The sequence below is a fragment of the Caldalkalibacillus mannanilyticus JCM 10596 genome, assembly GCF_000615945.1.
Taxonomy (GTDB): domain Bacteria; phylum Bacillota; class Bacilli; order Caldalkalibacillales; family JCM-10596; genus Bacillus_AT; species Bacillus_AT mannanilyticus.
Map to the genome: position 1 here is coordinate 31,711 of NZ_BAMO01000013.1, position 25,222 is coordinate 56,932.

At 38.5% G+C, this 25,222-nt stretch carries 31 protein-coding genes and 1 pseudogene; 27 read left to right on the forward strand and 5 right to left on the reverse strand.

Annotated features, from left to right (window positions below):
- Positions 1-161: 161 nt before the first annotated feature.
- Positions 162-467, forward strand: coding sequence for a putative quinol monooxygenase (locus JCM10596_RS09130; protein ID WP_025026865.1), 306 nt, complete (start codon positions 162-164; stop codon positions 465-467).
- Positions 468-685: 218 nt separating this feature from the next.
- On the opposite strand, the gene JCM10596_RS09135 is transcribed toward JCM10596_RS09130, so the two are convergent.
- Positions 686-1,495, reverse strand: a complete 810-nt coding sequence (locus tag JCM10596_RS09135) for a hypothetical protein (protein ID WP_025026866.1) — start codon at positions 1,493-1,495, stop codon at positions 686-688.
- A gap of 442 nt (positions 1,496-1,937) precedes the next feature.
- Between JCM10596_RS09135 and JCM10596_RS09145 the strand changes: the two genes are divergently transcribed.
- The 13 genes from JCM10596_RS09145 (at position 1,938) to clpP (ending at position 10,164) form a co-directional block, all read left to right on the forward strand.
- Positions 1,938-2,243: a putative quinol monooxygenase gene (locus JCM10596_RS09145; RefSeq protein ID WP_025026868.1), complete on the forward strand. Its 306-nt coding sequence runs from the start codon at positions 1,938-1,940 to the stop codon at positions 2,241-2,243.
- 258 nt (positions 2,244-2,501) lie between these two features.
- Positions 2,502-2,903: a hypothetical protein gene (locus tag JCM10596_RS09150; protein ID WP_025026869.1), complete on the forward strand. Its 402-nt coding sequence runs from the start codon at positions 2,502-2,504 to the stop codon at positions 2,901-2,903.
- Positions 2,873-4,228: an ABC transporter permease subunit gene (locus JCM10596_RS09155; RefSeq protein ID WP_234410460.1), complete on the forward strand. Its 1,356-nt coding sequence runs from the start codon at positions 2,873-2,875 to the stop codon at positions 4,226-4,228. The genes JCM10596_RS09150 and JCM10596_RS09155 overlap by 31 nt, the downstream gene beginning before the upstream one ends.
- Positions 4,218-4,850, forward strand: coding sequence for an ABC transporter ATP-binding protein (locus JCM10596_RS09160; RefSeq protein WP_025026871.1), 633 nt, complete (start codon positions 4,218-4,220; stop codon positions 4,848-4,850). Before JCM10596_RS09155 ends, JCM10596_RS09160 begins: the two co-directional genes overlap by 11 nt.
- Positions 4,851-4,921: 71 nt before the next feature.
- Positions 4,922-5,182 (forward strand): hypothetical protein, encoded by a 261-nt coding sequence (locus JCM10596_RS09165; RefSeq protein ID WP_148302548.1) that lies wholly within the window; start codon positions 4,922-4,924, stop codon positions 5,180-5,182.
- Positions 5,183-5,201: 19 nt separating this feature from the next.
- Positions 5,202-5,522 (forward strand): YbjQ family protein, encoded by a 321-nt coding sequence (locus JCM10596_RS09170; RefSeq protein WP_025026873.1) that lies wholly within the window; start codon positions 5,202-5,204, stop codon positions 5,520-5,522.
- A gap of 5 nt (positions 5,523-5,527) precedes the next feature.
- On the forward strand, positions 5,528-5,752 hold the full coding sequence (locus JCM10596_RS09175; RefSeq protein ID WP_025026874.1) for a hypothetical protein: 225 nt from the start codon (positions 5,528-5,530) through the stop codon (positions 5,750-5,752).
- 69 nt (positions 5,753-5,821) lie between these two features.
- Positions 5,822-6,583 (forward strand): DUF4184 family protein, encoded by a 762-nt coding sequence (locus tag JCM10596_RS09180; RefSeq protein WP_025026875.1) that lies wholly within the window; start codon positions 5,822-5,824, stop codon positions 6,581-6,583.
- Positions 6,584-6,587: 4 nt separating this feature from the next.
- On the forward strand, positions 6,588-7,163 hold the full coding sequence (locus JCM10596_RS09185; protein ID WP_025026876.1) for a DUF1572 family protein: 576 nt from the start codon (positions 6,588-6,590) through the stop codon (positions 7,161-7,163).
- A gap of 86 nt (positions 7,164-7,249) precedes the next feature.
- Positions 7,250-7,729 carry a GNAT family N-acetyltransferase gene (locus JCM10596_RS09190; protein WP_267879685.1) on the forward strand — a complete coding sequence of 160 codons (480 nt, stop codon included), beginning with the start codon at positions 7,250-7,252 and terminating at the stop codon, positions 7,727-7,729.
- A gap of 2 nt (positions 7,730-7,731) precedes the next feature.
- Positions 7,732-8,511 carry a type III pantothenate kinase gene (locus JCM10596_RS09195; protein ID WP_025026878.1) on the forward strand — a complete coding sequence of 260 codons (780 nt, stop codon included), beginning with the start codon at positions 7,732-7,734 and terminating at the stop codon, positions 8,509-8,511.
- A gap of 222 nt (positions 8,512-8,733) precedes the next feature.
- On the forward strand, positions 8,734-9,492 hold the full coding sequence (locus JCM10596_RS09200) for a sigma-70 family RNA polymerase sigma factor (protein WP_025026879.1): 759 nt from the start codon (positions 8,734-8,736) through the stop codon (positions 9,490-9,492).
- 81 nt (positions 9,493-9,573) lie between these two features.
- Complete coding sequence (gene clpP, locus JCM10596_RS09205; protein WP_267879684.1) at positions 9,574-10,164, forward strand: ATP-dependent Clp endopeptidase proteolytic subunit ClpP; 591 nt, start codon at positions 9,574-9,576, stop codon at positions 10,162-10,164.
- A 69-nt stretch (positions 10,165-10,233) separates the two neighbouring features.
- Here clpP and JCM10596_RS30155 read toward each other — a convergent pair whose 3' ends face one another.
- Genes JCM10596_RS30155 through JCM10596_RS09215 form a run of 3 tightly spaced genes read right to left on the reverse strand, consistent with a single transcriptional unit; the run spans position 10,234 to position 11,549 of the window.
- On the reverse strand, positions 10,234-10,707 hold the full coding sequence (locus JCM10596_RS30155; protein ID WP_234410457.1) for a hypothetical protein: 474 nt from the start codon (positions 10,705-10,707) through the stop codon (positions 10,234-10,236).
- Between the two features lie 11 nt (positions 10,708-10,718).
- On the reverse strand, positions 10,719-10,979 hold the full coding sequence (locus JCM10596_RS30160; protein ID WP_234410458.1) for a hypothetical protein: 261 nt from the start codon (positions 10,977-10,979) through the stop codon (positions 10,719-10,721).
- A gap of 21 nt (positions 10,980-11,000) precedes the next feature.
- Positions 11,001-11,549, reverse strand: a complete 549-nt coding sequence (locus JCM10596_RS09215) for a PadR family transcriptional regulator (RefSeq protein ID WP_025026881.1) — start codon at positions 11,547-11,549, stop codon at positions 11,001-11,003.
- Between the two features lie 154 nt (positions 11,550-11,703).
- Between JCM10596_RS09215 and JCM10596_RS09220 the strand changes: the two genes are divergently transcribed.
- The 7 genes from JCM10596_RS09220 (at position 11,704) to JCM10596_RS27685 (ending at position 17,266) form a co-directional block, all read left to right on the forward strand.
- Complete coding sequence (locus JCM10596_RS09220; protein WP_025026882.1) at positions 11,704-11,973, forward strand: alpha/beta-type small acid-soluble spore protein; 270 nt, start codon at positions 11,704-11,706, stop codon at positions 11,971-11,973.
- 209 nt (positions 11,974-12,182) lie between these two features.
- Positions 12,183-13,256 (forward strand): toxic anion resistance protein, encoded by a 1,074-nt coding sequence (locus JCM10596_RS09225; protein ID WP_025026883.1) that lies wholly within the window; start codon positions 12,183-12,185, stop codon positions 13,254-13,256.
- Between the two features lie 49 nt (positions 13,257-13,305).
- Positions 13,306-14,223, forward strand: a complete 918-nt coding sequence (locus JCM10596_RS09230) for a hypothetical protein (RefSeq protein WP_025026884.1) — start codon at positions 13,306-13,308, stop codon at positions 14,221-14,223.
- Between the two features lie 45 nt (positions 14,224-14,268).
- Entirely contained in the window at positions 14,269-14,595 is a 327-nt protein-coding gene (locus tag JCM10596_RS09235; RefSeq protein WP_025026885.1) for a toprim domain-containing protein, read from the forward strand.
- 135 nt (positions 14,596-14,730) lie between these two features.
- Entirely contained in the window at positions 14,731-15,369 is a 639-nt protein-coding gene (locus JCM10596_RS09240; protein WP_034681020.1) for a glycoside hydrolase domain-containing protein, read from the forward strand.
- 199 nt (positions 15,370-15,568) lie between these two features.
- Positions 15,569-16,012 (forward strand): hypothetical protein, encoded by a 444-nt coding sequence (locus JCM10596_RS27680; protein ID WP_025026887.1) that lies wholly within the window; start codon positions 15,569-15,571, stop codon positions 16,010-16,012.
- Positions 16,013-16,090: 78 nt separating this feature from the next.
- Entirely contained in the window at positions 16,091-17,266 is a 1,176-nt protein-coding gene (locus tag JCM10596_RS27685; RefSeq protein ID WP_025026888.1) for a C40 family peptidase, read from the forward strand.
- An 86-nt stretch (positions 17,267-17,352) separates the two neighbouring features.
- Here JCM10596_RS27685 and pdaA read toward each other — a convergent pair whose 3' ends face one another.
- Entirely contained in the window at positions 17,353-18,183 is an 831-nt protein-coding gene (pdaA, locus tag JCM10596_RS09255) for a delta-lactam-biosynthetic de-N-acetylase (RefSeq protein ID WP_025026889.1), read from the reverse strand.
- 185 nt (positions 18,184-18,368) lie between these two features.
- On the opposite strand from pdaA, the gene JCM10596_RS09260 reads away from it, so the two are divergent.
- From JCM10596_RS09260 to JCM10596_RS09280, 6 genes and pseudogenes are all read left to right on the forward strand, one after another.
- Positions 18,369-20,666: a DEAD/DEAH box helicase gene (locus JCM10596_RS09260; protein ID WP_025026890.1), complete on the forward strand. Its 2,298-nt coding sequence runs from the start codon at positions 18,369-18,371 to the stop codon at positions 20,664-20,666.
- 16 nt (positions 20,667-20,682) lie between these two features.
- Entirely contained in the window at positions 20,683-21,420 is a 738-nt protein-coding gene (locus JCM10596_RS27690; protein ID WP_159102337.1) for a ribonuclease H-like domain-containing protein, read from the forward strand.
- Positions 21,421-21,506: 86 nt separating this feature from the next.
- The gene (locus JCM10596_RS27695; RefSeq protein ID WP_051541249.1) at positions 21,507-21,965 is read left to right on the forward strand and encodes a tetratricopeptide repeat protein; all 459 of its coding nucleotides are present in this window, start codon (positions 21,507-21,509) and stop codon (positions 21,963-21,965) included.
- Positions 21,966-22,076: 111 nt separating this feature from the next.
- The gene (locus JCM10596_RS09270; protein ID WP_025026891.1) at positions 22,077-22,406 is read left to right on the forward strand and encodes a hypothetical protein; all 330 of its coding nucleotides are present in this window, start codon (positions 22,077-22,079) and stop codon (positions 22,404-22,406) included.
- 66 nt (positions 22,407-22,472) lie between these two features.
- Positions 22,473-23,436: pseudogene (gene msrA, locus JCM10596_RS24720) on the forward strand (peptide-methionine (S)-S-oxide reductase MsrA).
- Between the two features lie 132 nt (positions 23,437-23,568).
- A complete protein-coding gene (locus tag JCM10596_RS09280) occupies positions 23,569-25,221 on the forward strand; it encodes a glutamine--tRNA ligase/YqeY domain fusion protein (protein ID WP_025026892.1) in 1,653 nt (550 codons plus the stop codon).
- The last annotated feature ends 1 nt before the right edge of the window (position 25,222 follow it).

Below are 25,222 nucleotides of genomic sequence, written 5' to 3' on the forward strand. Positions count from 1 at the left end.
ATTTCTTTTGCGAGAGCATCTATCTGAGCCTCTAACTTGGATAGGTGCTCTTTGTATTGAAGAATAATACGGATATACATATTATTATTAATAGAAATAACAGGATAACGGAGATGGGTTGTAGAAACAATTAACAATTGAGAAAATTAAGGAGGACCATAATGAGTAAATTCAGTTTGTTTGGTAGGTTTACGGTACAAGAAGGCGAACGTGACACAATGGTAGATATTTTGCTGGAAGCAGCAGAATCAATGAAGAATCTTGAGGAATGCGAGATCTATCTTGTGAATATTTCTGAAAACGAACCAAATTCTGTATATGTTTATGAAGTGTGGAGTAATGAAAATGCCCATCAAGCCTCTCTAACTCTTGAGGCTACACAAAATTTAATAAGGCGTGCTAAACCCCTCATTACTGGAATGGAGAGAATCAGTACCCTAGAAACAAGGGGTGGCAAGGGGATTTAAACTTAATTCTTATTAAACTATCGACGTGTGTTAGTTGAAGAACAGATGCTAATAGAAAAGGGGCTGTCCAATTCGGACAGCCGTTTATCATTTTGAGAAAGTTATTGGGTAGAAAATATAAGGTGTTACTCACTGTATTTGATAATTTAATATTGAGCCACATGATTTCCATTTTTAATTGATCATCTTTTTTACTTTCTAACATTTTTAAGAATCTATTACCCTTTATTTACTACAACTCTTAAATTTAATAGGAAAGAACCTTCACCACTTTTAGTCCAAGTGGTATTATAATTACTAGAACCCGTTCTATAGCCTTCAAGATAAATATTATGACTAACATCGGTTCTTTTATTGTTAGAACCAAAATCCCAATTATAATAGGCTGCACTAAGATTGCTAATTACTGTTCTGCCCCCGTCAATAACGCTATATGATCCCCATTGACATGAACTAGTATACCAATTTGTTCCTAAAGCTGTTGGTGCGTATGCTGTGCATCCACCATTCCTGCTGTTTTGCCAAGCTCTGTTCCCATCATAATACCAATTTAACCTTTGTCTAGTTTGATTTAAAGGTACTAATACTGGATCTCTTGTAATTGCAGTTACCTCAATCCAGCCAACTTTTGTAGATGTATTAGATATAGAAAATAATTCATTTTCGTTAAATAATTCATTTTCTGGTTTTGTTTCGTGTATAGTTGGTTCAATATAGCTATCTAATTCCATTTTATTCATTTTTTCAGCTTTGTAGGTTTTATTTTCGATATCTACTTCAATATCATACCCTTCAATACCGTTAGATGCTTTTTCATCATTTAAATGTATTTCATATGTGTCCTCGTCTTTAATCACTAATGTGATTTTTTTGAATTTTTTTCCGGTTTCATTAGTAGCATTTAACTCAATAATATCCTCTTTCTTTTCATTGGATTGTTTTTTTTCATCACTTGAAGAAAATGCCACAGATGAGAAAATAGCGGAAAATATTAAACATAATACAAATAAAACTTTTAGATTTTTCATTAGATATACCTCCCGGAATTGTAATTAACATGTAATAACAATGTTGTATGATCAATATATTTGATAAAAATCCCATAAATCCTCCTTTTTTCTAAAAAAAAAATTGATTTTTTTGAATTTTATACATATAATTGAAAAAGAAAGGGTGATGTAATTTGGAATTTGTAATATTATTTTGGTTGTTGGTGATTTCTTCCATGACATTCTTTGTTTTGGCGATAACAAAAAAGAATTGGCCATTGATGTCAGTAAGTACTATTTTATTTATTCCAATTTCACTTTATTTTTTTGCTACACCTCGATTCTGGTTCCTAATTTTCATACCAATAATTCAAATCGTTATTGGAATATATTTTTACATGAATTCAAAAACGAAGCATAAAGCTGAATATAAGTAAAGGAATTGTTAGTGTTTTACATTATTAGAAACAAAAGGACCATAATGAGTAAATTCACTTTGTTTGGTAGGTTTACGGTACAAGAAGGCGAACGTGACACAATGGTAGATATTTTGCTGGAAGCAGCAGAATCAATGAAGAATCTTGAGGAATGCGAGATATATCTTGTGAATATTTCTGAAAATGAACCAAATTCTGTATATGTTTATGAAGTGTGGAGTAATGAAAATGCCCATCAAGCCTCTCTAACTCTTGAGGCTACACAAAATTTAATAAGGCGTGCTAAACCCCTCATTACTGGAATGGAGAGAATCAGTACCCTAGAAACAAGGGGTGGCAAGGGGATTTAAACGGAATTCTTATTAAACTATCGACGTGTGTTAATTGAAGAACTGATGCTAACAGAAAAGGGGCTGTCCAACTTGGAGAGCCTCTTATCATTTTTAGGAAGTTATTCAAATTGAAAACACGTGAATACATAGAAGAATGAAGGGGGCTCTCTACAATCTAAACATCCCAGATTTATGGGATGTTTTTTTAAATCTTCCACTTCTATAATTGAGAATGATTATTGTTATCTAATAAACAGACAAGAAAGGACGTCAAAAATGAAATTAGTATCTGCTATTACTTTCCGTACGATGATTATGTTTTTAAGCTTACTGCTATTATTAGTTGGTTGTATGAAATCCTCTCTTCAAAATGAAAGTCAAGAAAATGTGGGAACAGTGGAGAGGGAAAGGATGGAAGTGACTATTCTATCCCCTAAGGCTCCTTCCCTTCTCCCAGCTCTCGTTGCGGCAGAGCAGGAATCAAGCTCGTTACGGATTCATGTACAGACTTGGGATACATTGGAGCACCTTCTTGCTGCACTACAAGGTGGTGAAACAAATTTTATCGCCGCTCCATTAAATCTAGGAGCCAATGTAGCTGCTCAAGGATTCCCATTGCAGCTTGTTCATGTGAATACATGGGCTCAATGTTTTTGGTATCTTTATCGCCAGAGGTAACAGAAATGACTGATCTAGCAAATAAAAAGGTGTATATTCCCGGACAAGGGGGACCACCTGAAATCTTGACTAGATATGTACTAAAAGAGCATGGAGTTCTAGAAGAGGTGGAGTTTGTCTATTCTTCAGTACCTGAAATCATGCAGCTTCTTGCCAGTGAAAAAATAGAATTTGCCGTTCTTCCTGAGCCTGTTTTAAGTGGTCTGCGAGTTCAGAGGGGGGATCTAATAGAGATTATCGATTATGAAAAGGTATGGCAAGCTATGTTTAACGAGAGTCTGCCGCAAACGGGGATGTTTGTGAATCGTCAGTGGGCTGAGAAAAATCCAGAGGCAGTGGAACAGTTTCAAAAAGCATATGAAGAGGCAGTAAGCATCACGATCTCTGAACCTAGTAAAGCCATATCAGTATCTGTGGAAGTCTTTGGACTGCCAGAAGCTATTCTCGCTGAAGCGATGAATAATATTCATCTACAGTTTGTCAAGCTGTCGATGCCAAGCCACAGGTTGAGAGGTATTTCCAACTTCTTATACAGGAAGCCCCAGATTCCATTGGAGGAAAGCTGCCTGATGCGGATTTTTATTACGGTTTATAATCGTTTTCCTGCAAGTATAGCTATTCTAAGTCTCCTTTTTCTATGGGGGGCTTTGTCTAGCTTTTATCCGCCAGTTGTGCTGCCATCACCAGTAAATACGCTAGAAACACTAAGCCATATGCTGGGAACCAAAAGCTTTTGGGAGTCGCTAGGAATCACGCTTTATCGTTTGATTGTTGGTTTTTTCATCGCCCTAGTAAGCGGAACTGCTTTGGGGCTTCTTTTTGGTTCCAATGAGAAACTATATAAGCTTTCTCGACCGTTTGTTATGGTGTTACAGTCCATTCCGCCCATTTCATGGATTTTGCTTGCCGTGATTTGGTTTGGGATCAATGGAGGGGCGCAAATTACGGTTGTTATTTTGTCGCTTTTTCCTATCTTTTTCTTTCATTTAGCTCAGGGGATTCGCGAGGTTTCTAAGGAATTACTTGAAATGGCGCGAATCTATCGAGTGGGCTTATTAAAAACCATTCTTTCTATTTATTTGCCCTCTCTTAAACCCTTTTGGTTGTCGGCTATGATGATTACAATCGGTAATGGCTGGAAAACAGTGGTCATGTCAGAGGTGATTAGTGGACAGACAGGAATTGGAGCGGTTATGAATACTTCTCGTTTATATTTAAAAACGGATGAAATCATGGCTTGGACTCTTGTCATCGCTTGTTTAGGAATTAGTACAGAAATGATCATTCGAAAAATAAGTGGAGGGATTCGGCGAAATGAAGCTTGAACAGATCACATTGCATTATGGAGGTAGAAAGATTTTTTCAGATTTTTCCTTGGAAATCGAGCAAGGAAAAATCACTTGCTTAATGGGTGAATCAGGAATTGGAAAAACGTCTTTGTTACGTTTAACGGCAGGACTCATTAAACCCTTAAAAGGCAGGATCTTGACACCCAATAAGAAGGTCAGCTACGTTTTTCAAGAGCCTCGCCTGATTCCGTGGTACACTGTACTAGAAAACGTGCTTTGGGTGCTCAAGCCTGATGAAAAGGAAGCCAAGCAATGCTTTGCTTTAAAGCTCTTGAAAGAAGTAGGGCTAGGGGATTCTGCCTCACTTTATCCTGCTCAACTTAGTGGAGGGATGAAGCAAAGAGTGTCCGTAGCAAGAGCCTTTTTGCACAATCCTGAGCTTCTACTCATGGATGAACCATTTCAAGGATTAGATGCAGGCACTCGGACAGACATGCATCAGCTTTTGCTCCAGCTATGGAAACAAACCAAACCCACGATTTTACTTGTCACACATGACATGGATGAAGCTTTAGCTCTTAGTCATACAGTATGGAGATTAACGGGATCTCCTGTTTCCAAGTGTGAAAGAATACATTCTGAACGTCTAAAAGTATGAAACTTAAAATACTTCCTAACGTATAGTACACAATAAAGCGTTATAATGAATCATTCAATTCGATGGATTTCATGGCTGAATGGAGTATGGTTGTTAATGAACGAGGTGAAATAATGGAGAGTAAAAAGTTAGATATAAAACTAGATAAGGAAGAAAATACGTTTTTTGAAAACATACTACATAGTTTAATCATGTCAGACATAGATATTGAGGTTATGAACAAAATAAGAAATGATCTAATTTACATTTTTAAGGAAGCGCGGCAAGAAGAAATTGATTTTAAGGATTACACTGGAACAGAGAAAGAATTTCTTAGAAAATATGAATCATAACAACAGGGAGGAACTATACATGATCGTTGTAACAACTGAAAACATTCCAGGATATAAAGTTGTAGAAGTAAAAGGCCCAGCCTTTGGAATCAATGTGCGAGCAAGAGGAATCGGAAAAGATATTGTAGCATCTTTTAGGTCCTTAGCTGGGGGAGAAATTAAGGAGTATTCAGCTCTATTAGAAGATTCAAGACGACAGTCCCTCGATCGTTTAATTCAAAATGCTACTCAAATGGGAGCAAATGCGGTTATCATGCTAAGGTATGACTCTAGCACCATTGGTCAAGGAATGAGTGAAGTTATGGCTTATGGCACAGCAGTCATAGTGGAAAAAGAGTAAGAAGCATGTCCAAAATCATCATTTTCTATTTGCTATTTCAACTATTGTTGTTCATCGTACTTTTAGCGGTTTCAAGCAAATTAGATAAAAGAAATCTAAAGTCTACACATATTCCTGAGGGCTTTGTTCCAACGAAAGAGAAGATCATTGATCCAGAGAAAGATGAGCGATTTATTGTGTATTATCATCCTAAGACTGGGGAGAGAATCTATATAGAAGATAAGGAATGATCATATTATTGCTGTGTACAGAAAGAAGAATGGATGATTAAACAAGATTAGTAGCTAAGGAGTTCAGTGATGCCATTTACATTTTCACACCCTATTTTTGCTTTTCCATTGAAGTGGATAAGTCCCAAATATCTTAGTTTGACAGGGCTGGTACTTGGCAGTATGGCCCCTGATTTTGAATATTTTTTACACTTAGAACCCTATGGAGGGATCGGTCATACAGTGTCAGGTTTGTTTATACAGGCGATTCCCTTGTCTATTCTGCTTGCCTATATTTTTCATTACATTGTGAAGAAATCACTTGTAGTACATCTTCCTGCATTCTGTCATATAGATCAAAGAGCATATAATCTGCTAGGAGAATGGAAATTAAGTAGTTTGCGAGATTGGATCGTCTTTCTTATGTCTGTAGTGATTGGGTTTATCTCGCATGTGACGGCAGATGCTTTTACACATGCGCCTGGATATTTCGTCCTTCGCTACGCCATTTTACAAGAAGTTTTTCTGTTCAACTTACCACTATTTAAACTACTACAGTATGGTTTTTCCATTCTTGGTATAATAATTATTGCAGGAATGGTGTTATGGATTTTACTTCAGACGAGTCCTTCTGCTAGGAATATGACTAGCAGAAGCGTGAAACAAAAACAATTCTATTGGATGGTTGTCTTTGCAAGTTCTTTCCTTGTTACGATGACTAAATTATTAGTGACAGAGAGCAAAAACTTGCTTGGAATCATTGTAGTGGCTCCAATATCAGGATTCTTTTTAGGATTAATTCTTGCTTCTATTCTTTCGATATTTATTGAGATGAAGAGATGGAGGACATAAAGCTATGAGCTTGAATCAAGTCTATTTAGAAAGCGTAAAAAAACAGTTCCTGTATTACAAAACAATCGGAGAAAAAGCGATCCATCAGCTAGAACCTGAGCAATTATTTCACTCGTTCAATGAAAACTCTAACAGTATAGCTACCATTGTCAAGCACTTGTGGGGCAATATGATGTCACGTTGGACAGATTTTTTAACGACTGATGGGGAAAAGCCTGGGCGTCGGCGAGATGCAGAATTTGAAAACGATGTCACTAGTAAGGAAGAGCTCCTTCAAAAATGGGATGAGGGCTGGAACTGTTTAATGAATGCGATTGATTCACTATCAGATGACCAATTAACGGAGATAATTTATATTAGAAATGAAGGGCATACCGTTCTTGAAGCTTTAAATAGACAGTTAGCACACTATCCTTATCATGTTGGACAGATTATCTACGCCGCCAAAATGTTGAAGAAAACGGATTGGGATAGCTTATCGATTCCTAAGAATAATTCTAGTATCTATAATCAAGAGAAGTTTTCTCAAGAAAAATCAATCAAACATTTCATAGATGAAGAATTAAAGCGTATAGAATAACGTAGTCACTTTGAAGCTTATTAATATTTTGAAGCTATTAATATAATGAAAAAGTTTAGTGTAGAAAGGAGAGATGAGTTCTGCTGATTCGTTCAATTACTGTAGAAGATAAGGAGTATATTATTGAATCACATGCAACCATTTATCATCGAGAGTATCAATATGATCATACATTTCGGGAGTTTATTGAAGCAAAAGTATATGATTTTATGGAGAATTCCGATAAGAAAAAAGAAAATATTTGGATTCTAGAAGTAGAAGGAGAGCCAAAAGGCTCAATCAGCTTAACCAGAGTGGATAACGAGACGGCTCAATTAGGACTATTCCTTGTTGATCCTAGCTTAAGGGGTAGTGGCGCTGGCTTTAAGTTAATCCAGAAGTTAATTGATTTTTCGAAAGAGCAGGAATACAGGACGATTATTTTATGGACGAATCGTGAACTTGAGGCAGCTAGGCATCTATACCAAAAATGTGGCTTTAAGTTAACGGAAACAAAAAGAACACATAAATCGAACAAAGAGTTATTAGAAGAAAAATGGGAATTATTTTTATATGAGGAGAAGTAGGTATGGAGTACTTGCTTACAATTGATGTTGGAAATTCAAATACGAAATTTGGATTGTTCTTTGGGAGTAGCTTAAGTAAGGTTTGGAGTGTAGACTCAGGTAGAATTCATGAGAGAAGTCAGATGATGCAGAGAGTAACGGAATTGCTTGCAGATGAAATTCAGAAGATCCATCATGTCATCATATGTTCTGTTGTAGAAGAGATCACTGATGCTTTGCTTCAAGTTTTTCAAGACAAATATCAATTGCTCCCCCATGTCATCGGTAAAAATATAACTTGTCCATTAGAAATCCACCCATCATGTGATGAGCAAATCGGAGCAGATAGACTGATTTTGGGCTATGGAGCATCACAAATCTATGGCTATCCTTGCATTGTGGTTGGATGTGGAACAGCAACTACTTTTACAGTAATTGATGGGAATGGAGTATTCATAGGAGGGGCTATCTTACCAGGCTTTAAGACCTCTCTACAGCCTATGCAAACAAACATTTCTCAATTACATACGATAGAGCTGAGTAAGCCTCTCAATATCATCGGCACAAATACTGTTGATGCCCTAAATGCAGGTCTGTACTACGGTTTTATAGGTCAAGTTGAAGGGGTCTTAAACAGAATAAAAAAGGAAATAAGCTTGCCCTTTAAAGTGATATGGACAGGAGGGTTGTCTAGTATGATTTTCTCTGAATTCAGAGATGAATCCTACATTCATCATCCTAATCTTGTGTTAGATGGATTGAGATTACTCTGGGAAAAGAACAGTCAAGCTTTGGCAAAATAATTTCATCCAAATGGTATAAAGGATACGAATTTACAATAGGCCTCTATCTGCTTTAGTAGGTTGGGGGATGCTCTTAGAAGCTATAATGGTCATATCTAAAAAATCTTTATGTTAAAATAAAAAAAAGGAGTAAAGCGTATCCTTTTCGCTTGATCTCACGTTATATTACATACATAGACTAAAAAAAGAGAAAGGATACCATGTAGAAAGGGGCGTGTAGAGGTGAACCCGATCCTTCGGAAACAAAGTGTTTCCATTGATTTTGAGCAGTACATTCAGCCTCACTATACTACTCTGAAATTTTATTGCTTCTCCATCACACAGTCAAAATGGGATGCGGAAGATTTACTCCAAACAACTTTAATGAAGCTCTATTCCACCTTTCAAAAGAAGGGATCTTTGACAAGTGCTTCAGCCCTATCAAAGTCATATCTCTACCGTATTGCTAAGAATAGCTGGATCGACCAAATTCGAAAAGAGAAAAACATTTCTTACCTAGAATGGGATGAAGGCTTAGCAGATTTGAAAGAAAAAGAAGAATATGAATTGATGGCAGGTATTGATTTGCTAGCCCAGACATTAACGGAAAAACAAACAATCTGCTACTTATTGACCTATTATTTTCAGTATACGGCACCAGATATTTCCAATCTGGCAGGGTTAACAGAAGGAGCCATTAAAGCTCTGCTTCACCGAGCAAAGGAGAAACTCAAACAAACATGTGAAGTATTGGAAAAGGGGCAAGAAGTCACACGTAGGGAAGAAAACAATGAGAAAGATATAGAACGTGTATCCCTTTATCTCAGAGCCATTCAGGAACAGAACCCTGATCTCTTACTTGTTATGATTCAACGCTTGCAAAATACAAGAGACACAACAGCTGAATTTGTACCAACAACGTTGTTCACAAGAAGAAAGCTGGATTCATCCTATCCTAAGTCTGTAAGGCTTACTAAGGGAATGATGCAGGCGGTGGCTTAAGTACACTTATGGCATTAGTGGATAGTAGATTAAACCAGTAAAAGAAAAGCGGATTACGTAAATAGAGAAGGAGAGAAGAAAATGAACAATATGCACATGAATTATATTCCATATGTGATTGAACAATCTAAAGGCGGAGAACGCTCCTATGATATTTACTCAAGATTATTGAAGGATCGTATTATTTTCTTGGGTACACAGATTAATGATCAAGTTGCTAATAGTGTTGTTGCTCAGCTTCTGTTCTTAGCGGCAGATGATCCAGATAAGGATATCTCTCTGTATATCAATAGTCCTGGTGGATCAGTAACAGCTGGTCTAGCGATCTACGATACAATGCAACATATTAAACCTCAGGTAAGTACGATTTGCATAGGCTTGGCGGCATCAATGGGGGCTATCCTCCTTGTAGCTGGAGAAAAAGGAAAAAGATTTGCACTACCTAATAGTGAAATTATGATCCATCAGCCTCTTGGCGGGGCTCAAGGTCAAGCCTCCGATATCGAGATTAGTGCTCGTCGTATCCTCAAAACAAGAGAGGATCTCAATCGAATCATTTCAGATCGAACAGGTCAACCGTTTGAAAAAGTGGAGCGAGATACGGATCGCGACTACTTTATGACAGCAAAAGAAGCTCATGAATACGGGATCGTTGACAAGGTGATTCAATAAAGGAGCCTTCCATCAGATGGAGTTTTTACGGCAGAAGAGCGATATTCGTTCTTCTGCTTTTTTCTTAAATTAGTTATTTCTTATGAGAACATTGTTGAAGGAAAGTTGCTTTTTATGAAATTCTTCATTAGAGCAGTCTAAGATGACTTCGATTGAATGCTGCTCAGCTTGGATAAAAATAATCGACTGCTTCTCCAGAGGGATCATGATCTTGCCTTCCTGTTCTGTAGCGTGATCAAAAAGCTTCATTATGAGCTGTTTATCTTTTTCTGTTAAAGATCCATATATGATAACCTCCGAAATCCCATTTATGTTCTTCTCCTTACTATTAGGAACCATATATTTTTGCATATATTCCTTCGTTTTTTCATCGTTTAGCTGCTGCAAAAAAAATTGAAAAGGAATTCCTTCAAGCTCCTGAATATAGGCATTTTTCCATGGCATTGTTCTGCTAAGAAGATTGAAAAACCAACGAAACTTCAAGGGTTGCGGCTCTGTTATTTGAACTTCTTTTTGACGAAGAGCTTGATATACGGCTTGCATATCATTTACCTCTAAGCAAAAACCGATGAGCCTCTATGCCCTTCATTATATTTAGCTGTCCACTGCGGGATCCAGCCGCCACCATCCTTTGATTTGATTCTGACAAGCTCGAAGTATTCATCTCCAATCCATATATTTGACACCTTGAAGCCTTTCGTTCCTTTTCCCCATTTTGGTTCATAGGGAAGTCCAGTATGGTGGACTTGATTGATAAAATCTGTATCCTCTTGGAAATGGGGATCTATATTTACAACTAGATGGTCGATTTTCATGAGAATAAGAGCCTCCCTTTGTTATTTTTTTTCGTTTCTTTCCCTGATCACTTGTAAGATGTTATCTATGTACTTAAGCTGTAGCTCATATTGATCAAACATGTTTTGAAAGATCAGTTCTACTGTTGCTGGCAAAGAGCCCAATGCCTCTGTTTTTATTTCTAAACTGAGCTTCATGCGGTGATAGAGCTCTGTGACTTGTTTTTTTTGTTCTTCTAAAGCAGTGATGGCTTCATCATCATCTAGATTCTCTAGAAAGGTGAGTGCTGTATATAGCGTAGCAGGAAAAACAACGGATGAATCAGCTAATGACTGTACGAGCAATTGGTGTAGCTCTTGTTTGCCTTCCTCAGTAATGTTAAAGATCGAACTCGTTCTTAGACCTGTTTGCTCCACTTTTTCTAATACGACTTTTCCTTCAGCCTGCAACTTCTTTAGAGCATGGTAGATGGAAGCGGGTTTGACATAGGCCCATTGGTCGGTTTGGGCAGATTCCATCATTTGTTGTATTTCATATCCTGACATAGATCCATATTTTTTGAGCAGTCCTAGGACCATCGCACGTGTCACATTGAATCTCTCCTTTATACTAAAATTAAAATACTAAATGTTTAGTGTGGATGAGAATATCATAACTCGTACCTCTGAATTTTTCAAGAATACTTCTAGAGAGAGTAACAAAACCTAATCATAATGACTCTTGATATGGAAAGGAAGGATTGCTTTGACTAAAAGAAGAGGGAAATTATTAGTTCCAGAGTCAAGGAAGGCATTGGATCAATTAAAGCTTCAGGTCATGTACAATGAAGGGATTATTGCTAAGAAGCCAGAGGGAGTAAAGTACGAGGTAGCAAAAGGGCTTGGTGTCCCTTTGGAAAAGGGGTATAATGGAAATCTTACAGCGAAGCAAGTGGGAAAAGTGGGAGGAAATATTGGAGGAAAGATGGTTCGTGAAATGGTACGAATGGCACAAGAAAAATTGACGAAACAATAACCAGATCACCTTAAGATACTGGATAGTAATAAATGATAACATATAAGGGCTATGTGAGAAGTCATGTTGACATTCACCTAGCTCTTTTGTGTTAAGAACAAGCTTCTAATATTTAAATGAGCTTTGTGAATAATGAAACCTTTTACCAAATGGATCGTATAGCTTATAATATATAGTAGAAATTGTCGGATAATAGGGAGTGATGCAGGATGACGAAGGCAAATGAGAATCAAGAACAAATTGAAACGAATGGTGAATTCAGATCAAAAGCAGAAGAAATGTTTAAAGAATTTAATAAGAGTGAAAAAGTGGATCATGTATTAGATTCCTTGGGTTCCCTTGGTGAACAAGCTCAAAAAAGGGCAGGGGAATCTTTAGAAGCGCTAAAAAGACCTGTTAAAGAAATGATGAACCAAGATAATAATTCTCTTCCTGAGTCCTTAGGGAAGCTGCGTGAAATAGTAGCAGAGCTAGACCCTAGTTCTTTGCAGGAGGGTAAAATAGCCTCTATATTTAACAAGCTGTTCCGCCGTAACTCAATGGATAAATACTTTCAAAAATATCAAACGGTTGAATCTCAGGTTGAACTCATTATTGGGGGATTATTGACTGGAAAAGATAAAATACAGGAAGATAACTTGATGCTTCAAGAACTGAAACAGGTAGCTCATGAGCGTATTGCGGAATTAGAGGAACAAAAAAGCATTGGAAAAGAGCTTATGGGAATGCTTGAAGAGGAAATGACAGCAGAAAAGTGGAGAGATAATCCGCTACCTTTACAAAAAGGAATGCAAAAGGTTGTTGGCAGAGTACAAAACATGACTCAAGCAGTGATGGTACTACAACAATCTATTCAATCCGTGGATTTAATCATTGAAAATAATGAAAAACTAGAAGAGGCTATTTTTAATGCGATCACGATGACAAAGAACATTATTACGGTAACAGCTTCGATCCAGATTGCCTTAGGAAACCAAAAGAAAGTGATTGGTGCAGTGCAAAATGTGAACAAAGCAACGGAAGAAATGCTTCTAACCAATGCGCAGCTACTACGTTCTAATACAGAAGAAACAATAAAAACGTTGGAAGAACCAGCCATTGCACTGGAGTCCTTCAGAAAAGCATATGATGATGTATTCAGAGCAATACAATTAACAGAAGAATCAAATGAGCGTATCGTGATGAATGGGAAGAAAGTAATTGCAGAATTAGATGAGATGAACCAACAAATTCAGCAAAGATACTTGGGAATGACAGAAAAAAAAGCATTAAATGAAGGATAAAGAAGAAGTCAGCATGTGAAGCAATTGTGGTGGAAGGGGGGATAGTAGAATGTCATTTATAGATTTATTATTGGCAAATCCTGTTCTTGAAAAGATGGTTCCAGATCGTTATCGTCAGCTAGATGATCAAATCATCTATGATCAAGCAACGATCAGCTTGATTCAGCGTACAGAACAATTATTAGATGAGATGATTGAACAGCCTTCTTCTGTCTTGCGTTATCGTAAGACCTTTACCAAGCATAGTACAGAATTTCAAATCACTCTAAAAATCAATCGGAAGAAGATCTGGCTACATTTTGCCGATACTCATCGCTCTTCTGCATCGATAAAAAAGAGAATTATTATAGAGTGTTATCGGAAATATGTAAAGGAGAAAGAGGGACAAGGGAAATGTACGATGTATTTTATCTGGTACCGAATCAATGGACGTACACAGATGAGAAGCGTTCGTAAATCTCCTCTATTTCAATCCATCTTCTACAAAATTAATCTTTTAGATGATACATTGTTAAACAAATTAATTGATCCTAACAAAAAAGTAGAGCTGCCTACACAAGGGGTTCCCCTTCTTCCGCAGAAGAATGGAATGCAAAAGGATGATTTACTTGTGGAGGTACAACGTTTTGTCCAACATCAGAAGCATCATCTAAAAATAGAAAAAGTGATTGAGGATCGAATCGAGAGCTTGGTCATCCAATTAAAGCAAATTGCTCCTGATTTTCAACTGTTGGATATTGAAGAAAGGCATGTCCTCAAAAGAATGGTGAGACAGGATCTTCCTTCTTTAATACACACGTATGTCATTTTATCTCAAAAAGATCAAGAAAAGCATAAGGAAAACCTTTTTTTAACGTTATCTAAGATGGAGTTGAAAGTCCTACAGCTATTGAAAAATATAGAGAGCTCAAAAGAAAAGCGAATGGAATACCTACTCAAGCTAAATGATATGAGGTATCGCCGTTAAGAAAAAACGAAATCGACTTGAATGGAATGAGGACTTTATATTACGATGAAATATCTTATAGTTGAAGGTAAGACTGATAAGAAAAGGCTTGAAGAGCTTTTAGACGAACCTGTTACGATTATCTGTACGTATGGAACGTTAAGTGAGGAGAAGATCGAAGAGCTGATTCTTCCTTTAGAAGAGGAAGAAGTATACATTCTTGTAGATGCAGACGAAGCAGGCAACAAATTAAGAAAACAGCTAAAAAGAGAATTGCCAAACGCAAAACATCTCTACACAAGAAAGGTGTATCGTGAAGTAGCAAGAACACCTATAGAGCATTTAGTAAAAATACTTAGTGATGCTAATTTTGAAACTAAAATCTTCATGTAATCCCTTTTAATCCCCTCTCACCGGAATTTAAATTTATAAACCAATGAACCTATGGCGCGAAAGAACATAGACTATCGCTGACAGGGTTCATTTTTTTATTAATATTCGGAAGAGAGGGGATGTGTAGTGAGTCAAATTTGGGGAGTTGATTCAGCTGCCAGAGTGACTTCGGATTTTTATAATTGTCTTGTCGAACAATTTGGTTTTCCTTCGTTTTGGGGCAGGTATCTAACCACTGTTCCCAATGTATCGGATGGTTTAACAGTTGATGAGATTCAATTTCTTAAAGAAAAAGGAGTCAAGATTTGGCCTATTTATAATCAAGATCGGAATGCAGTAGGATATCGAAGCGGAGTGGTAGCTGCAAGAAATGCCATCTATCATGCCAAGCGTCTTAACCTTCCCACAGGAACCATGATTTTTGCCAATTTGGAACATAATATTGATGCTTCGTGGATCAATGCTTGGGTGAACACATTCTATCCTAGTGATTATAGACCTGGGATTTATGGAGATCCAACACAAGGTGATCTGTCTCCAAGTTATTGCCAAGCCGTAGCCACTGATCCTAAGGTGCGTGAGCAAACGATCATGTGGTCAAATCAACGTAGACCCGGCGTAACCAAAAAGGCGGAGGCACCGGCATTTAACCCTCAAAGACCGCCGTGTGAGGTAAGGGTATGGGGATGGCAATATGGATGGGATGACCCTGCGTGTGTTACTCCTATTGACACCAATCTTATTGAGCCTGCCTTGTTTGAGTTATTAGCATGAGTTTATTACAAATTTTATCACGTTCTAACCGTCGGTAAAATTCCCACTAACCGACGCTAAGAACCTGATAAGGGCGACTAACCATCAGGTGAAACATCTGATGGAAGTCTACTTTATGCTTGCCCCCTCCTGTATATGCCATTCACTTATTAATGGAAGGAAGAATAAGCTAAGAGTAGGCTGATTGGAGGGGAAAAACATGAGCAGAAGGAAGATGTTTCTTAGATTAAGAAGTAAGGCTTTTCATTTTAGAATGGATATCCCTCTTTGGTGGAAACGATATGCTTTTATCGAGTCGTCCTACGACTCCAAAAGAAAGATTATGAACTATAGTTTTAAATTAAGATATCGTAAACCCATTAGAGGAAAGAAGAGTACAACCATTTTTGACCTGTATATTTTTCATATGACAAAAGAAAAGTGGCTCAGGCAGTTTCAAGATTCACCTTACCAATTTATAGCTTATCGGGAAGGTAAAGTATATTCATACTTGACTCCACTTGAGCCGCCAGAAGAGTTTTTGCGAAAGGATCAGAGTGATTACCGAAGAGATTTGTTTGAATTTAAAATGCTTTCTCATATGATCAATAAAGATGTTCCCAAAATCATAAAAAGCTTTAAAATCACGCTTGCAACGAAATAGAGTTGCAAGCTTCTTTGTTCTCTGAACATAATATTCCTTCTCTAGGGAGAGAGTAAATATGAGGAGGTTGAAAGAACAATGAGTGTCATCAGGAACCATTCCATTGAACTGACTACAGATGGTTATATTGCTTATTTATTTATAGAAGAACCAATGTTAGAGATGGGTTCTGAGTTAGGAAAACAACTGGAGGATAAGCCTGAAGAGCTAGAGGAAATCGAGGGACAAGCAAGAAGATATGTTCTTGAAAGGTTACCTAATTTAAAAGTGAACATGGTTAAAGTTCTGTTAGGAACGATCTTAATAACAGCTTTTCCTTTGATGGCTGAAACAAGTGTGGCATCCGCCCAGCAGTCACAAACCTATGTTGTTGTACCAGGAGATTCTTTATTTTTGATAGCGAAACGCTTTGGAATGACTGTCGATGAATTAAAGCGAATCAATCAACTGACAGGAGATATGATTTTTGTGGGTCAAACCCTTCGTCTTACGGCTCCGGCTGAGCAACCCTCCATGACGCGCTATACAGTAGTGGCTGGAGATTCCTTGTTTCTCATAGGGAGAAGATTTGGAGTAACGGTTGATCAACTTAGACAGGCAAATAAACTAACGAGTGATACCCTTATGATTGGACAAGTACTTATGATTCCAATTGCCCAGACGGCTCCAACTCCTCCAGTAGCATTAACCATAGGGTCCACCGGTGGAGCGGTAGAGAATCTTCAGCGACAGTTACAGACCTTAGGTTACTTTAAACACCCGACTATTACGGGCTATTTTGGTGAAATTACGGCACAGTCTGTTCGTGATTTTCAGAGAGCCTATCAATTGTCCGTTACAGGGGTAGCAGATCAGAATACCGTTAATGAAATTCAAAAGGCTGTTGTCAAAAGGCAGCTTGTTAGAGATACTTTTTCATACACAGGAGTTCCTTATCTATGGGGAGGATCAACCCCAGCCGGCTTTGATTGTTCTGGGTTTGTTCATTATATGTTCAATAAACATGGTGTACAAATGACCAGAACCACATCAGAAATGCTGTATAGAATGGGACAACCTATTTCACATGGACAGCTTCAGCCAGGGGATTTAGTTTTTTATGCGGTGAATGAGCCAGGTGTGATCTCTCATGTTGGATTTTATGCTGGAAACAATCAATTTATCTCAGCTACATCTTCCAGAGGTATTTGGAGCTATGATTTAAATAATAGCTATTGGTCTAAGTATTATATGGGAGCCAAAAGAATTTATTGATGAAGTAAGAAAGAGAAGGTACAAACAATGAGGATGATCCATCGCCTCTATGTTTAACCCTTCTCTTTTCTTTTTTTGTCTGCTAGTTATAACGATTGAAATAGGTGGGGGTCATCAAATCTCTTCTCCATCATGAGATCATCCAAGCTTTTGAATTGGTACCCTTGCTTGCGAAGGTCATCAATTACTTGGCCTAGTGCATCTGCGTTGTCCTTTGAAACGGTATGGAGAAGGAGAATCGCTCCAGGATGGATCTGTGAAGTGATATGATCGTAAGCATATTTCCATCCTTTTTGCTGATCAACTAACCAGTCCTTAAAGGCTAAGGACCAGAAAACATTGTGATAACCCAGCTCTTCTGAAAGGGCTAAGGTTCGTTCACTGAAAATTCCTCTAGGTGCACGGAGATAGGTCATTGGGGGAGCGCCAGTAAGCTTTTGAAACTCATCATTGACTTTATTGAGCTCTTCTTTTAGACGCTGGTCATCCACTCTGGTTAGGTCTGGATGATGCCAGGAGTGATTTCCTACTAGATGTCCTTCATGGACCATACGTTTAACTAAGTCTGGCTGATCCTTCAGATAATGCCCCGTAATGAAAAAAATAGCGGGTACTTTTTTTTCTTTCAAAATATCTAATATTTTTGCTGTGTAGCCATTTTCATACCCGTTGTCAAAGGTGAGGTAGATGTTTTTCTTTTTGGTATCTCCAATATAAAAGCCACCGTATCTTTCCAGGAGCTGATCATATTCCTTTCCAGCGGATGGAGGCTGCTGATTCTTGCTTTTAGAAAAACCCCAATGGATGGGTTTATTGGAGTAGCCTTGAGCTACGTTTGGTTGAAGAATAAGACTGCTGACAATCAGCCCAAAAATAAGCAACAATTTGGAGAGAAGTACTCTGGATTTTTTATTCATTGCTGTTTGATCTCCCTTCTAATATCACCTAACCCTATTTTTAGTGGGAAAGAAGGAAGTTATTCATCCCTAATTAAAATCTCAGATTTACTTAGTGTGGAAAGATTCAGTCTAGAAAAGCTTTGCGAATCGAACGTTTATTCGGTAAAATAAGGGGAGGATTGAGGCGATTGGAGGGAAAAGCAATGAGAATAAAGAAAAAGATGAACGAGCTAATACAAGTATTTCAAAACCATGAGGAGTATAGGAACCAAATTGAATATTGGCATACTATTCCTGCCCAAGCAGCGAGGACAGAGGAGTTTCCCGAAACGATTGATTTTAGAATCAAGGGAGCGTTAGCTAAAAAAGGAGTAACGTCGTTGTATAGTCATCAGGCTTCTGCTTATCGTGCTGTGATGCAAAAGAAGGAACATATCGTGGCCATTACTCCAACAGCTTCTGGAAAAACCCTCTGCTACAACTTACCAGTCTTACAATCCATTGTGGAGAACCCTTCAAGCCGTTCTCTCTATATCTTTCCAACGAAAGCCTTGGCACAAGATCAAAAAAGCGAAATGAATGAGTTGATCAATGAGATTGGGCTAGAGATAAAAAGCTATACCTATGACGGAGATACTCCGGCAAATATCCGTCAGGTGGTACGACAGGCTGGACATATTGTGATCACAAATCCCGATATGCTGCATTCAGCGATCTTGCCACATCATACGAAATGGGTTTCTCTATTTGAGAATTTAGAATTTGTTATTATAGATGAACTACATATGTATCGAGGGGTTTTTGGCAGTCATGTAGCCAATGTACTTAGAAGATTACAGAGAATATGCCATTACTACGGAAGCCGTCCCCGATTTATTTGTACTTCTGCTACGATTGCCAACCCACAGGAACTGGCTGAAGAGTTGCTTGAACAAAAAGTGACGTTAATAGATAACAATGGTGCTCCTCGGGGAACCAAGCATTTGGTTTTTTATAATCCTCCGATCATAAATAAGCCGCTGAACATTCGCCGAAGCGCGACGTTAGAGGCTCGAAAAGTAGCGGCTGAGCTATTAAGCAATGGAATCCAAACCATCGTCTTTGCTCGCAGTCGAGTCCGAGTTGAAATCTTATTGAACTACTTGCAGCAATTAGTGCAGAAAGAGTTAGGACCTAAATCTATTCGTGGCTATCGAGGTGGCTATCTACCTAAGGAGAGAAGGGAGATTGAGCAGGGTTTACGAGAAGGAAGGATCATGGGAGTGATTAGTACAAATGCTTTAGAGCTGGGAGTGGACATCGGGCAACTTCAAGCTTGCGTGATAACAGGATATCCAGGCTCCATTGCCAGTACGTGGCAACAGGCAGGGAGAGCAGGACGAAGACAAGATGAATCGCTTATTTTTATGATCGCCAGTTCAAGTCCCTTAGACCAGTACATCATCCAACACCCTGATTATTTTCTGCATCGCAGTCCAGAACATGCCCGGATTTCACCTAACAATCTTATTATTTTAGTCGATCATATCAAATGTGCGGCTTATGAACTTCCTTTTTCGGAAAGTGAAACCTTTGGGAACGTGGAGATCGAAGAAATTTTATCTTTTTTAACAGAGGAACAAATAGTGCACTATCAAAGAGGGAAATGGTATTGGATGAATGATTCCTTTCCCGCCCATAATATTTCACTTCGCTCTGCTTCTCAAGAGAATGTAGTTATTATTGACTACACCGATCAAGCCAATGTCAAAGTTATCGGAGAAATGGATCGGTTCAGCTCGCTAACCTTACTTCATGATGAAGCCATATATCTGCATCAAGGAGTTCAATATCAGGTAGAGAAACTAGATTATGAAGAGAAAAAGGCATTTGTCAGACAAGTGGAGGTCGATTATTATACCGATGCCAATCTAGCGGTACAATTAAAGGTATTAGAGGTGGATTTGGAGCGGCAAGTAGATGAAACAACGCTTTCCTTCGGTGAGGTTACAGTTAATGCGATGGCTACGATTTTTAAGAAGATCAGATTCGAAACCCATGAGAATATTGGCTCGGGTCCCATTCACTTACCTGAAGAAGAGATGCACACTTCCTCTACTTGGATCAGTATGGCTGCAGGGTTTGAGGAGCGTATTGGAAGAGAAAATATGTTAGCAGGCTTAACGGGTATAGCTCATGTGTTAGCACATGTCGTCCCCTTATTTGTTATGTGCGACCCACGTGATGTGCATGTGGTTCCACAAATTAAAGCGATTCATTCTGCTCAGCCGACGATTTTTCTCTATGACCGATATCCTGGCGGGATCGGTTTAAGTGAACAGGTTTTTCACGACTTTACAACCATCATTCGAGAGGTTGAACAGGTAATTCGTCGATGTCCCTGTCAGGAGGGATGTCCCTCATGCATCGGTACATCTGGGGATGGTTCAATGAATAGTAAGGAGCTTTCTCTCCTTCTTTTATCTTCTATGCAAGGTGAAGGTGATGGTCTTGACTCTTAAAGGAAAATTAAATCGAATGAAGTCACATATCCTCCCAGAGAAGTCTTCATTGCCCAAAACGAAAGAAAAAGAGCCTCATTTTTTGTCCTTGAATCGTCAAGAAAACCAAGAGTTTGGTGATTTGGAGAAATGGAGAGAAATAGGGAGTGAACCTATTAAGGTAGGGGATGAGGTGATTTTTCGGCGAGATCGATTCTTTCCCCTTCACCAAAAACATGGCTATTATGCATTTGAGCGACTATACGAGGTTATGGAGCAATGGAACAAGCAAGCTCTAACTCATCCACTGTCAGCTCATACTCTTCAGCCAAGCGACCTCTTGTTTTTCGATACTGAAACAACTGGATTAGGCGGAGGAGCGGGAAATACCATCTTTATGTTAGGCTATGCCAAGGTGGTCAAGGAGCACCTACAGGTCACTCAACTTTTTTTGCCAGGTCCCGCTTCAGAGGTTCTGTTCTATAGGCAATTTCTTGAGGATAATAAAGAGAGTAAGAATATCGTGAGTTACAATGGCAAAGCCTTTGATTGGCCTCAAGTAAAAACACGGCATACTTTACAACGAAACGAACTTCCCCCGCTCCCTCAGTTTGGGCACTTTGATTTATTACATGCCTCTCGACGACTTTGGAAGGAAGAGCTTCCTTCCTGTCGTTTAGGAATCGTAGAGGAGCATAAATTAGGATTTATTCGTGAAGGAGATACTCCGGGACATCTGGCTCCGCTCCTTTATTTTGAATATTTGCAGAGCTAGATGTCACACCATTAGAGGGGATTTTCCAACATAACGAATGGGATGTATGCTCGTTAGTCACATTATACATTCATCTATCCCTACAATTGCTGTCGTTAGCAGAAGGCTCTCTATCTCAAAAAGAGTATCTGGAAATTGGACGCTGGTTTGAAGCGCTAGGGGAAGCAGAGCGAGCCCTCCCTTTTCTCCAGCAAGCCATGAAAAGCAAAGGTAGCTATGAGTGGATTGCCAAGCATGAATTGGCGAAGCTTCACAAAAAAAGAAAAGAATATGATCTCGCCCGTGGCTATTGGGAAGAAATTGCGGCTTCAACTTTAAAAAATATTGAAGTGAATATCGAACTGGCTAAGTTGTATGAGCATGTTTATAAAGATTATGAAAAGTCATTATACTATGCAGAAACAGCATTTCAGGAGTGGAGATCAAGAGGGAGGGTGCTAAGAAAAAGCTGTCATACAGACACGCGTGAAGAATTTATGAGAAGGATCGACAGGCTGAAGCAGAAGATAGGGAAGAGCTACACACAGGACCGTACTTTATTTTGATCTTTCATGAAACAGTTTTTTGTGATTTGGACAACCTATAGTCGAGCTGTATGCTATAATGAGGCTATATCCAATCATTATTTGACCTTATATTAATGGGGGAGCATCCAAATGAGCCAAAATCAGAACATTGAACACTTGAATACGTTCTTTAAAGAGAAGTTGGAGCAGGCGAAAGTACATTTTGAACGCACAATTGATTGTAAACACACTGAATTTGACGATTTATATCCCTACATGAGTGAGCAACCTCAATTTTTTTGGTATAAACGTTATGTAGCATGGCAGGAAGTGTTAACCGTTGTTCGATTAGCACAGGAATTAGAACTTGAGTGGAAACACGCTTTCACAGAAAAACAAGCAGAATATATTGAAAAGAAGGTTCTAGATGCGAAAGTATTAGATCAATGGTATGATAATTCAACCCTGTCTATTGAATAGTCAGGGTTTTTTCACATTCTGATGGGGAAGAATGATAAATTATAGATTCTGTAAGGAGTGAAGAGCATGTCACAAGAAATGAATCTAGAGCTTGCCACTTTTGCTGGCGGATGCTTTTGGTGTATGGTGCAGCCTTTTGATGAGTTGCCAGGTATAGTAAGTTGAATCTGGCTATACCGGTGGGTTTAAAGAGAATCCAACCTATGAAGAGGTATGCTCAGAAACTACTGGTCACTATGAAGCTGTTCAAATTACTTTTGATCCTTCCGTTTTTCCTTATGAAAAGTTACTGGACATGTTTTGGAAACAAATTGACCCAACAGATCCAAGCGGGCAATTTCATGATCGTGGTGACTCCTATCGTACTGCTATTTTCTACCATAATGAAGAGCAAAGAATCAAAGCAGAAGCCTCTAAGAAAGAGCTTGCTGAAAACGGTCCCTTTCAGAAGCCGATTGTTACTGAGATTATTCCGGCAAAGCCTTTTTATCCTGCTGAGGAATATCATCAACATTATTATAAGAAGAACCCCTTCCATTACAAGCGTTACAAAGTGGGCTCGGGAAGAGAAGTATTTACTGAGAACTCTTGGAAATTACATAAAAATACGAGTGAACTGCAAGAGTTATTAACTCCTATTCAATATGAAGTAACTCAAAATAATGGGACAGAGCCTCCCTTTCAGAACGATTTTTGGGATCATAAGGAAGAGGGGATCTATGTGGATGTTGTTTCTGGGGAACCCCTGTTTAGCTCTCTCGAGAAGTTTGATTCTGGATGTGGTTGGCCTAGTTTTACAAAACCGTTGCACGAGTCACAGATCAAAGAGAAACAGGACCTGAGTCATTTTATGATTCGAACCGAAGTACGCAGTAAATTTGGAGATTCCCATTTGGGGCATGTCTTTAATGATGGTCCTGGTCCTACTGGGCTGCGCTATTGTATTAATTCTGCTGCTCTACGATTTATCCCCAAGGATCAGTTGAAAGAAGAAGGGTATGGCGAATATCTTTCCTTGTTTGAGAGGTAGATAAGCTTCCTTCATGAATGATGGAAAGAAGGCTTCATAGATAGGCATAGAAAAACATTTGTTTTTATGGTATAACTACTATTAAATGTCTATCTATAGATGACTAAGAAGGGAAGAAAGGTTGAGTAGTACATGGAAAATAATAATGCAGCATCTAACTTTATTAGAAATAAGATCATAGATGATTTGAATAGTGGAAAACATAAGCAAATCATCACTCGCTTTCCTCCAGAGCCTAATGGATACTTACATATTGGACATGCCAAATCAATCGTTCTCAATTTTGATATTGCCGATGAATTTCAGGGGAAGACCAATTTAAGATTTGATGACACGAACCCATTAAAAGAAGATATAGAATATGTAGAGTCCATTAAAGAAGATGTGAAATGGTTAGGTTACGAATGGGACGGATTGTTTTTCGCTTCAGATTATTTTGAAGAAATGTATGAAAAAGCAGTTCTCTTGATTCAGAAGGGGCTTGCTTATGTTGATGATTTGTCAGCTGATGAAATTAGAGAATACAGAGGTACACTAACTGAACCAGGGAAGGATAGTCCCTACCGTACCCGCTCTGTGGAAGAGAATCTAGCTCTTTTTCAAGAAATGAGAGAAGGTCAATTTAAGGATGGAGAGAAGGTCTTAAGAGCTAAAATAGACATGGCGTCACCGAATCTGACGCTGAGAGATCCTGTGTTGTATCGAATTGCTCACGCGACTCATCATAACACTGGAGATCAATGGTGTATCTACCCTATGTATGACTTTGCTCATCCATTAGAGGATGCTATTGAAGGAATTACGCATTCTTTATGTACATTGGAATTTGAAGAGCACCGTCCGTTGTATAATTGGGTCATTGCAGAGTGTGAAATGGAATGTCAGCCTCAACAAATCGAGTTTGGCAGACTGAACTTAACCAACACGGTAATGAGTAAAAGATTCCTTAAACAGCTTGTGGATGAAAAAAGAGTGGATGGCTGGGATGATCCACGTCTCCCCACGATTTCTGGTTTAAGACGCAGAGGATATACCCCTGAATCGATCCGCCAATTTTGCCGAGAAATTGGAGTGACGAAGGGAAGAGGAGCTGTCGATGTACAAATGCTAGAGCACTTTATTCGTGAGGATTTGAAATTAAAAGCTCCACGGACGATGGGTGTTGTTCATCCGCTAAAAGTGGTGATCACCAATTATCCAGAAAATCAAGTAGAGATGCTTGAGGCAGAAATTAACCCTGAGAATGAAGAAATGGGACATAGACAAATCCCATTCTCTAGAGAGATCTATATCGAACAAGATGATTTTATGGAGAATCCTCCGCCGAAATATTTCCGGCTTTATCCAGGGAATGAAGTGCGTTTGAAGCATGCGTACTTTATTAAATGTCATGATGTGATCAAAGACGAATCTGGAAATATCCTAGAAATCCATTGCACTTACGATCCAGAAACGAAGAGCGGCTCCGGATTTACTGGAAGAAAAGTGAAGGGGACGATTCACTGGGTTGAAGCGAGTCAAGCAGTTTCAGCAGAGTTTCGCTTATATGAGCCTTTAATAGAAGATGAAGAGATAGAAGAAGGAAAGACGTTCCTAGACTATCTAAATCCTCATTCTCTAGAGGTTTTACAGGGCTATGTAGAACCCAATATGAAAGGGGTTCAAGGACAGGATAAGTATCAATTTTTTAGACATGGATACTTTAATGCAGACCCAGTCTTAACAACAGAAGAAAAGCCTGTATTTAACCGTATCGTATCCCTGAAGAGTTCATTTAAGCTATAAA

Excerpts from the sequence above, each read along its gene's own strand:
- JCM10596_RS09130 (WP_025026865.1), top strand. The coding sequence starts at position 162 with ATGAGTAAATTCAGTTTGTTTGGTAGGTTTACGGTACAAGAAGGCGAA.
- JCM10596_RS09135 (WP_025026866.1), bottom strand. The coding sequence starts at position 1,495 with ATGAAAAATCTAAAAGTTTTATTTGTATTATGTTTAATATTTTCCGCT.
- JCM10596_RS09145 (WP_025026868.1), top strand. The coding sequence starts at position 1,938 with ATGAGTAAATTCACTTTGTTTGGTAGGTTTACGGTACAAGAAGGCGAA.
- JCM10596_RS09150 (WP_025026869.1), top strand. The coding sequence starts at position 2,502 with ATGAAATTAGTATCTGCTATTACTTTCCGTACGATGATTATGTTTTTA.
- JCM10596_RS09155 (WP_234410460.1), top strand. The coding sequence starts at position 2,873 with ATGTTTTTGGTATCTTTATCGCCAGAGGTAACAGAAATGACTGATCTA.
- JCM10596_RS09160 (WP_025026871.1), top strand. The coding sequence starts at position 4,218 with ATGAAGCTTGAACAGATCACATTGCATTATGGAGGTAGAAAGATTTTT.
- JCM10596_RS09165 (WP_148302548.1), top strand. The coding sequence starts at position 4,922 with ATGGCTGAATGGAGTATGGTTGTTAATGAACGAGGTGAAATAATGGAG.
- JCM10596_RS09170 (WP_025026873.1), top strand. The coding sequence starts at position 5,202 with ATGATCGTTGTAACAACTGAAAACATTCCAGGATATAAAGTTGTAGAA.
- JCM10596_RS09175 (WP_025026874.1), top strand. The coding sequence starts at position 5,528 with ATGTCCAAAATCATCATTTTCTATTTGCTATTTCAACTATTGTTGTTC.
- JCM10596_RS09180 (WP_025026875.1), top strand. The coding sequence starts at position 5,822 with ATGCCATTTACATTTTCACACCCTATTTTTGCTTTTCCATTGAAGTGG.
- JCM10596_RS09185 (WP_025026876.1), top strand. The coding sequence starts at position 6,588 with ATGAGCTTGAATCAAGTCTATTTAGAAAGCGTAAAAAAACAGTTCCTG.
- JCM10596_RS09195 (WP_025026878.1), top strand. The coding sequence starts at position 7,732 with ATGGAGTACTTGCTTACAATTGATGTTGGAAATTCAAATACGAAATTT.
- clpP (WP_267879684.1), top strand. The coding sequence starts at position 9,574 with ATGAACAATATGCACATGAATTATATTCCATATGTGATTGAACAATCT.
- JCM10596_RS30155 (WP_234410457.1), bottom strand. The coding sequence starts at position 10,707 with ATGCAAGCCGTATATCAAGCTCTTCGTCAAAAAGAAGTTCAAATAACA.
- JCM10596_RS30160 (WP_234410458.1), bottom strand. The coding sequence starts at position 10,979 with ATGAAAATCGACCATCTAGTTGTAAATATAGATCCCCATTTCCAAGAG.
- JCM10596_RS09225 (WP_025026883.1), top strand. The coding sequence starts at position 12,183 with ATGACGAAGGCAAATGAGAATCAAGAACAAATTGAAACGAATGGTGAA.
- JCM10596_RS09230 (WP_025026884.1), top strand. The coding sequence starts at position 13,306 with ATGTCATTTATAGATTTATTATTGGCAAATCCTGTTCTTGAAAAGATG.
- JCM10596_RS09235 (WP_025026885.1), top strand. The coding sequence starts at position 14,269 with ATGAAATATCTTATAGTTGAAGGTAAGACTGATAAGAAAAGGCTTGAA.
- JCM10596_RS27680 (WP_025026887.1), top strand. The coding sequence starts at position 15,569 with ATGAGCAGAAGGAAGATGTTTCTTAGATTAAGAAGTAAGGCTTTTCAT.
- JCM10596_RS27685 (WP_025026888.1), top strand. The coding sequence starts at position 16,091 with ATGAGTGTCATCAGGAACCATTCCATTGAACTGACTACAGATGGTTAT.
- pdaA (WP_025026889.1), bottom strand. The coding sequence starts at position 18,183 with ATGAATAAAAAATCCAGAGTACTTCTCTCCAAATTGTTGCTTATTTTT.
- JCM10596_RS09260 (WP_025026890.1), top strand. The coding sequence starts at position 18,369 with ATGAGAATAAAGAAAAAGATGAACGAGCTAATACAAGTATTTCAAAAC.
- JCM10596_RS27690 (WP_159102337.1), top strand. The coding sequence starts at position 20,683 with ATGAAGTCACATATCCTCCCAGAGAAGTCTTCATTGCCCAAAACGAAA.
- JCM10596_RS09270 (WP_025026891.1), top strand. The coding sequence starts at position 22,077 with ATGAGCCAAAATCAGAACATTGAACACTTGAATACGTTCTTTAAAGAG.
- JCM10596_RS09280 (WP_025026892.1), top strand. The coding sequence starts at position 23,569 with ATGGAAAATAATAATGCAGCATCTAACTTTATTAGAAATAAGATCATA.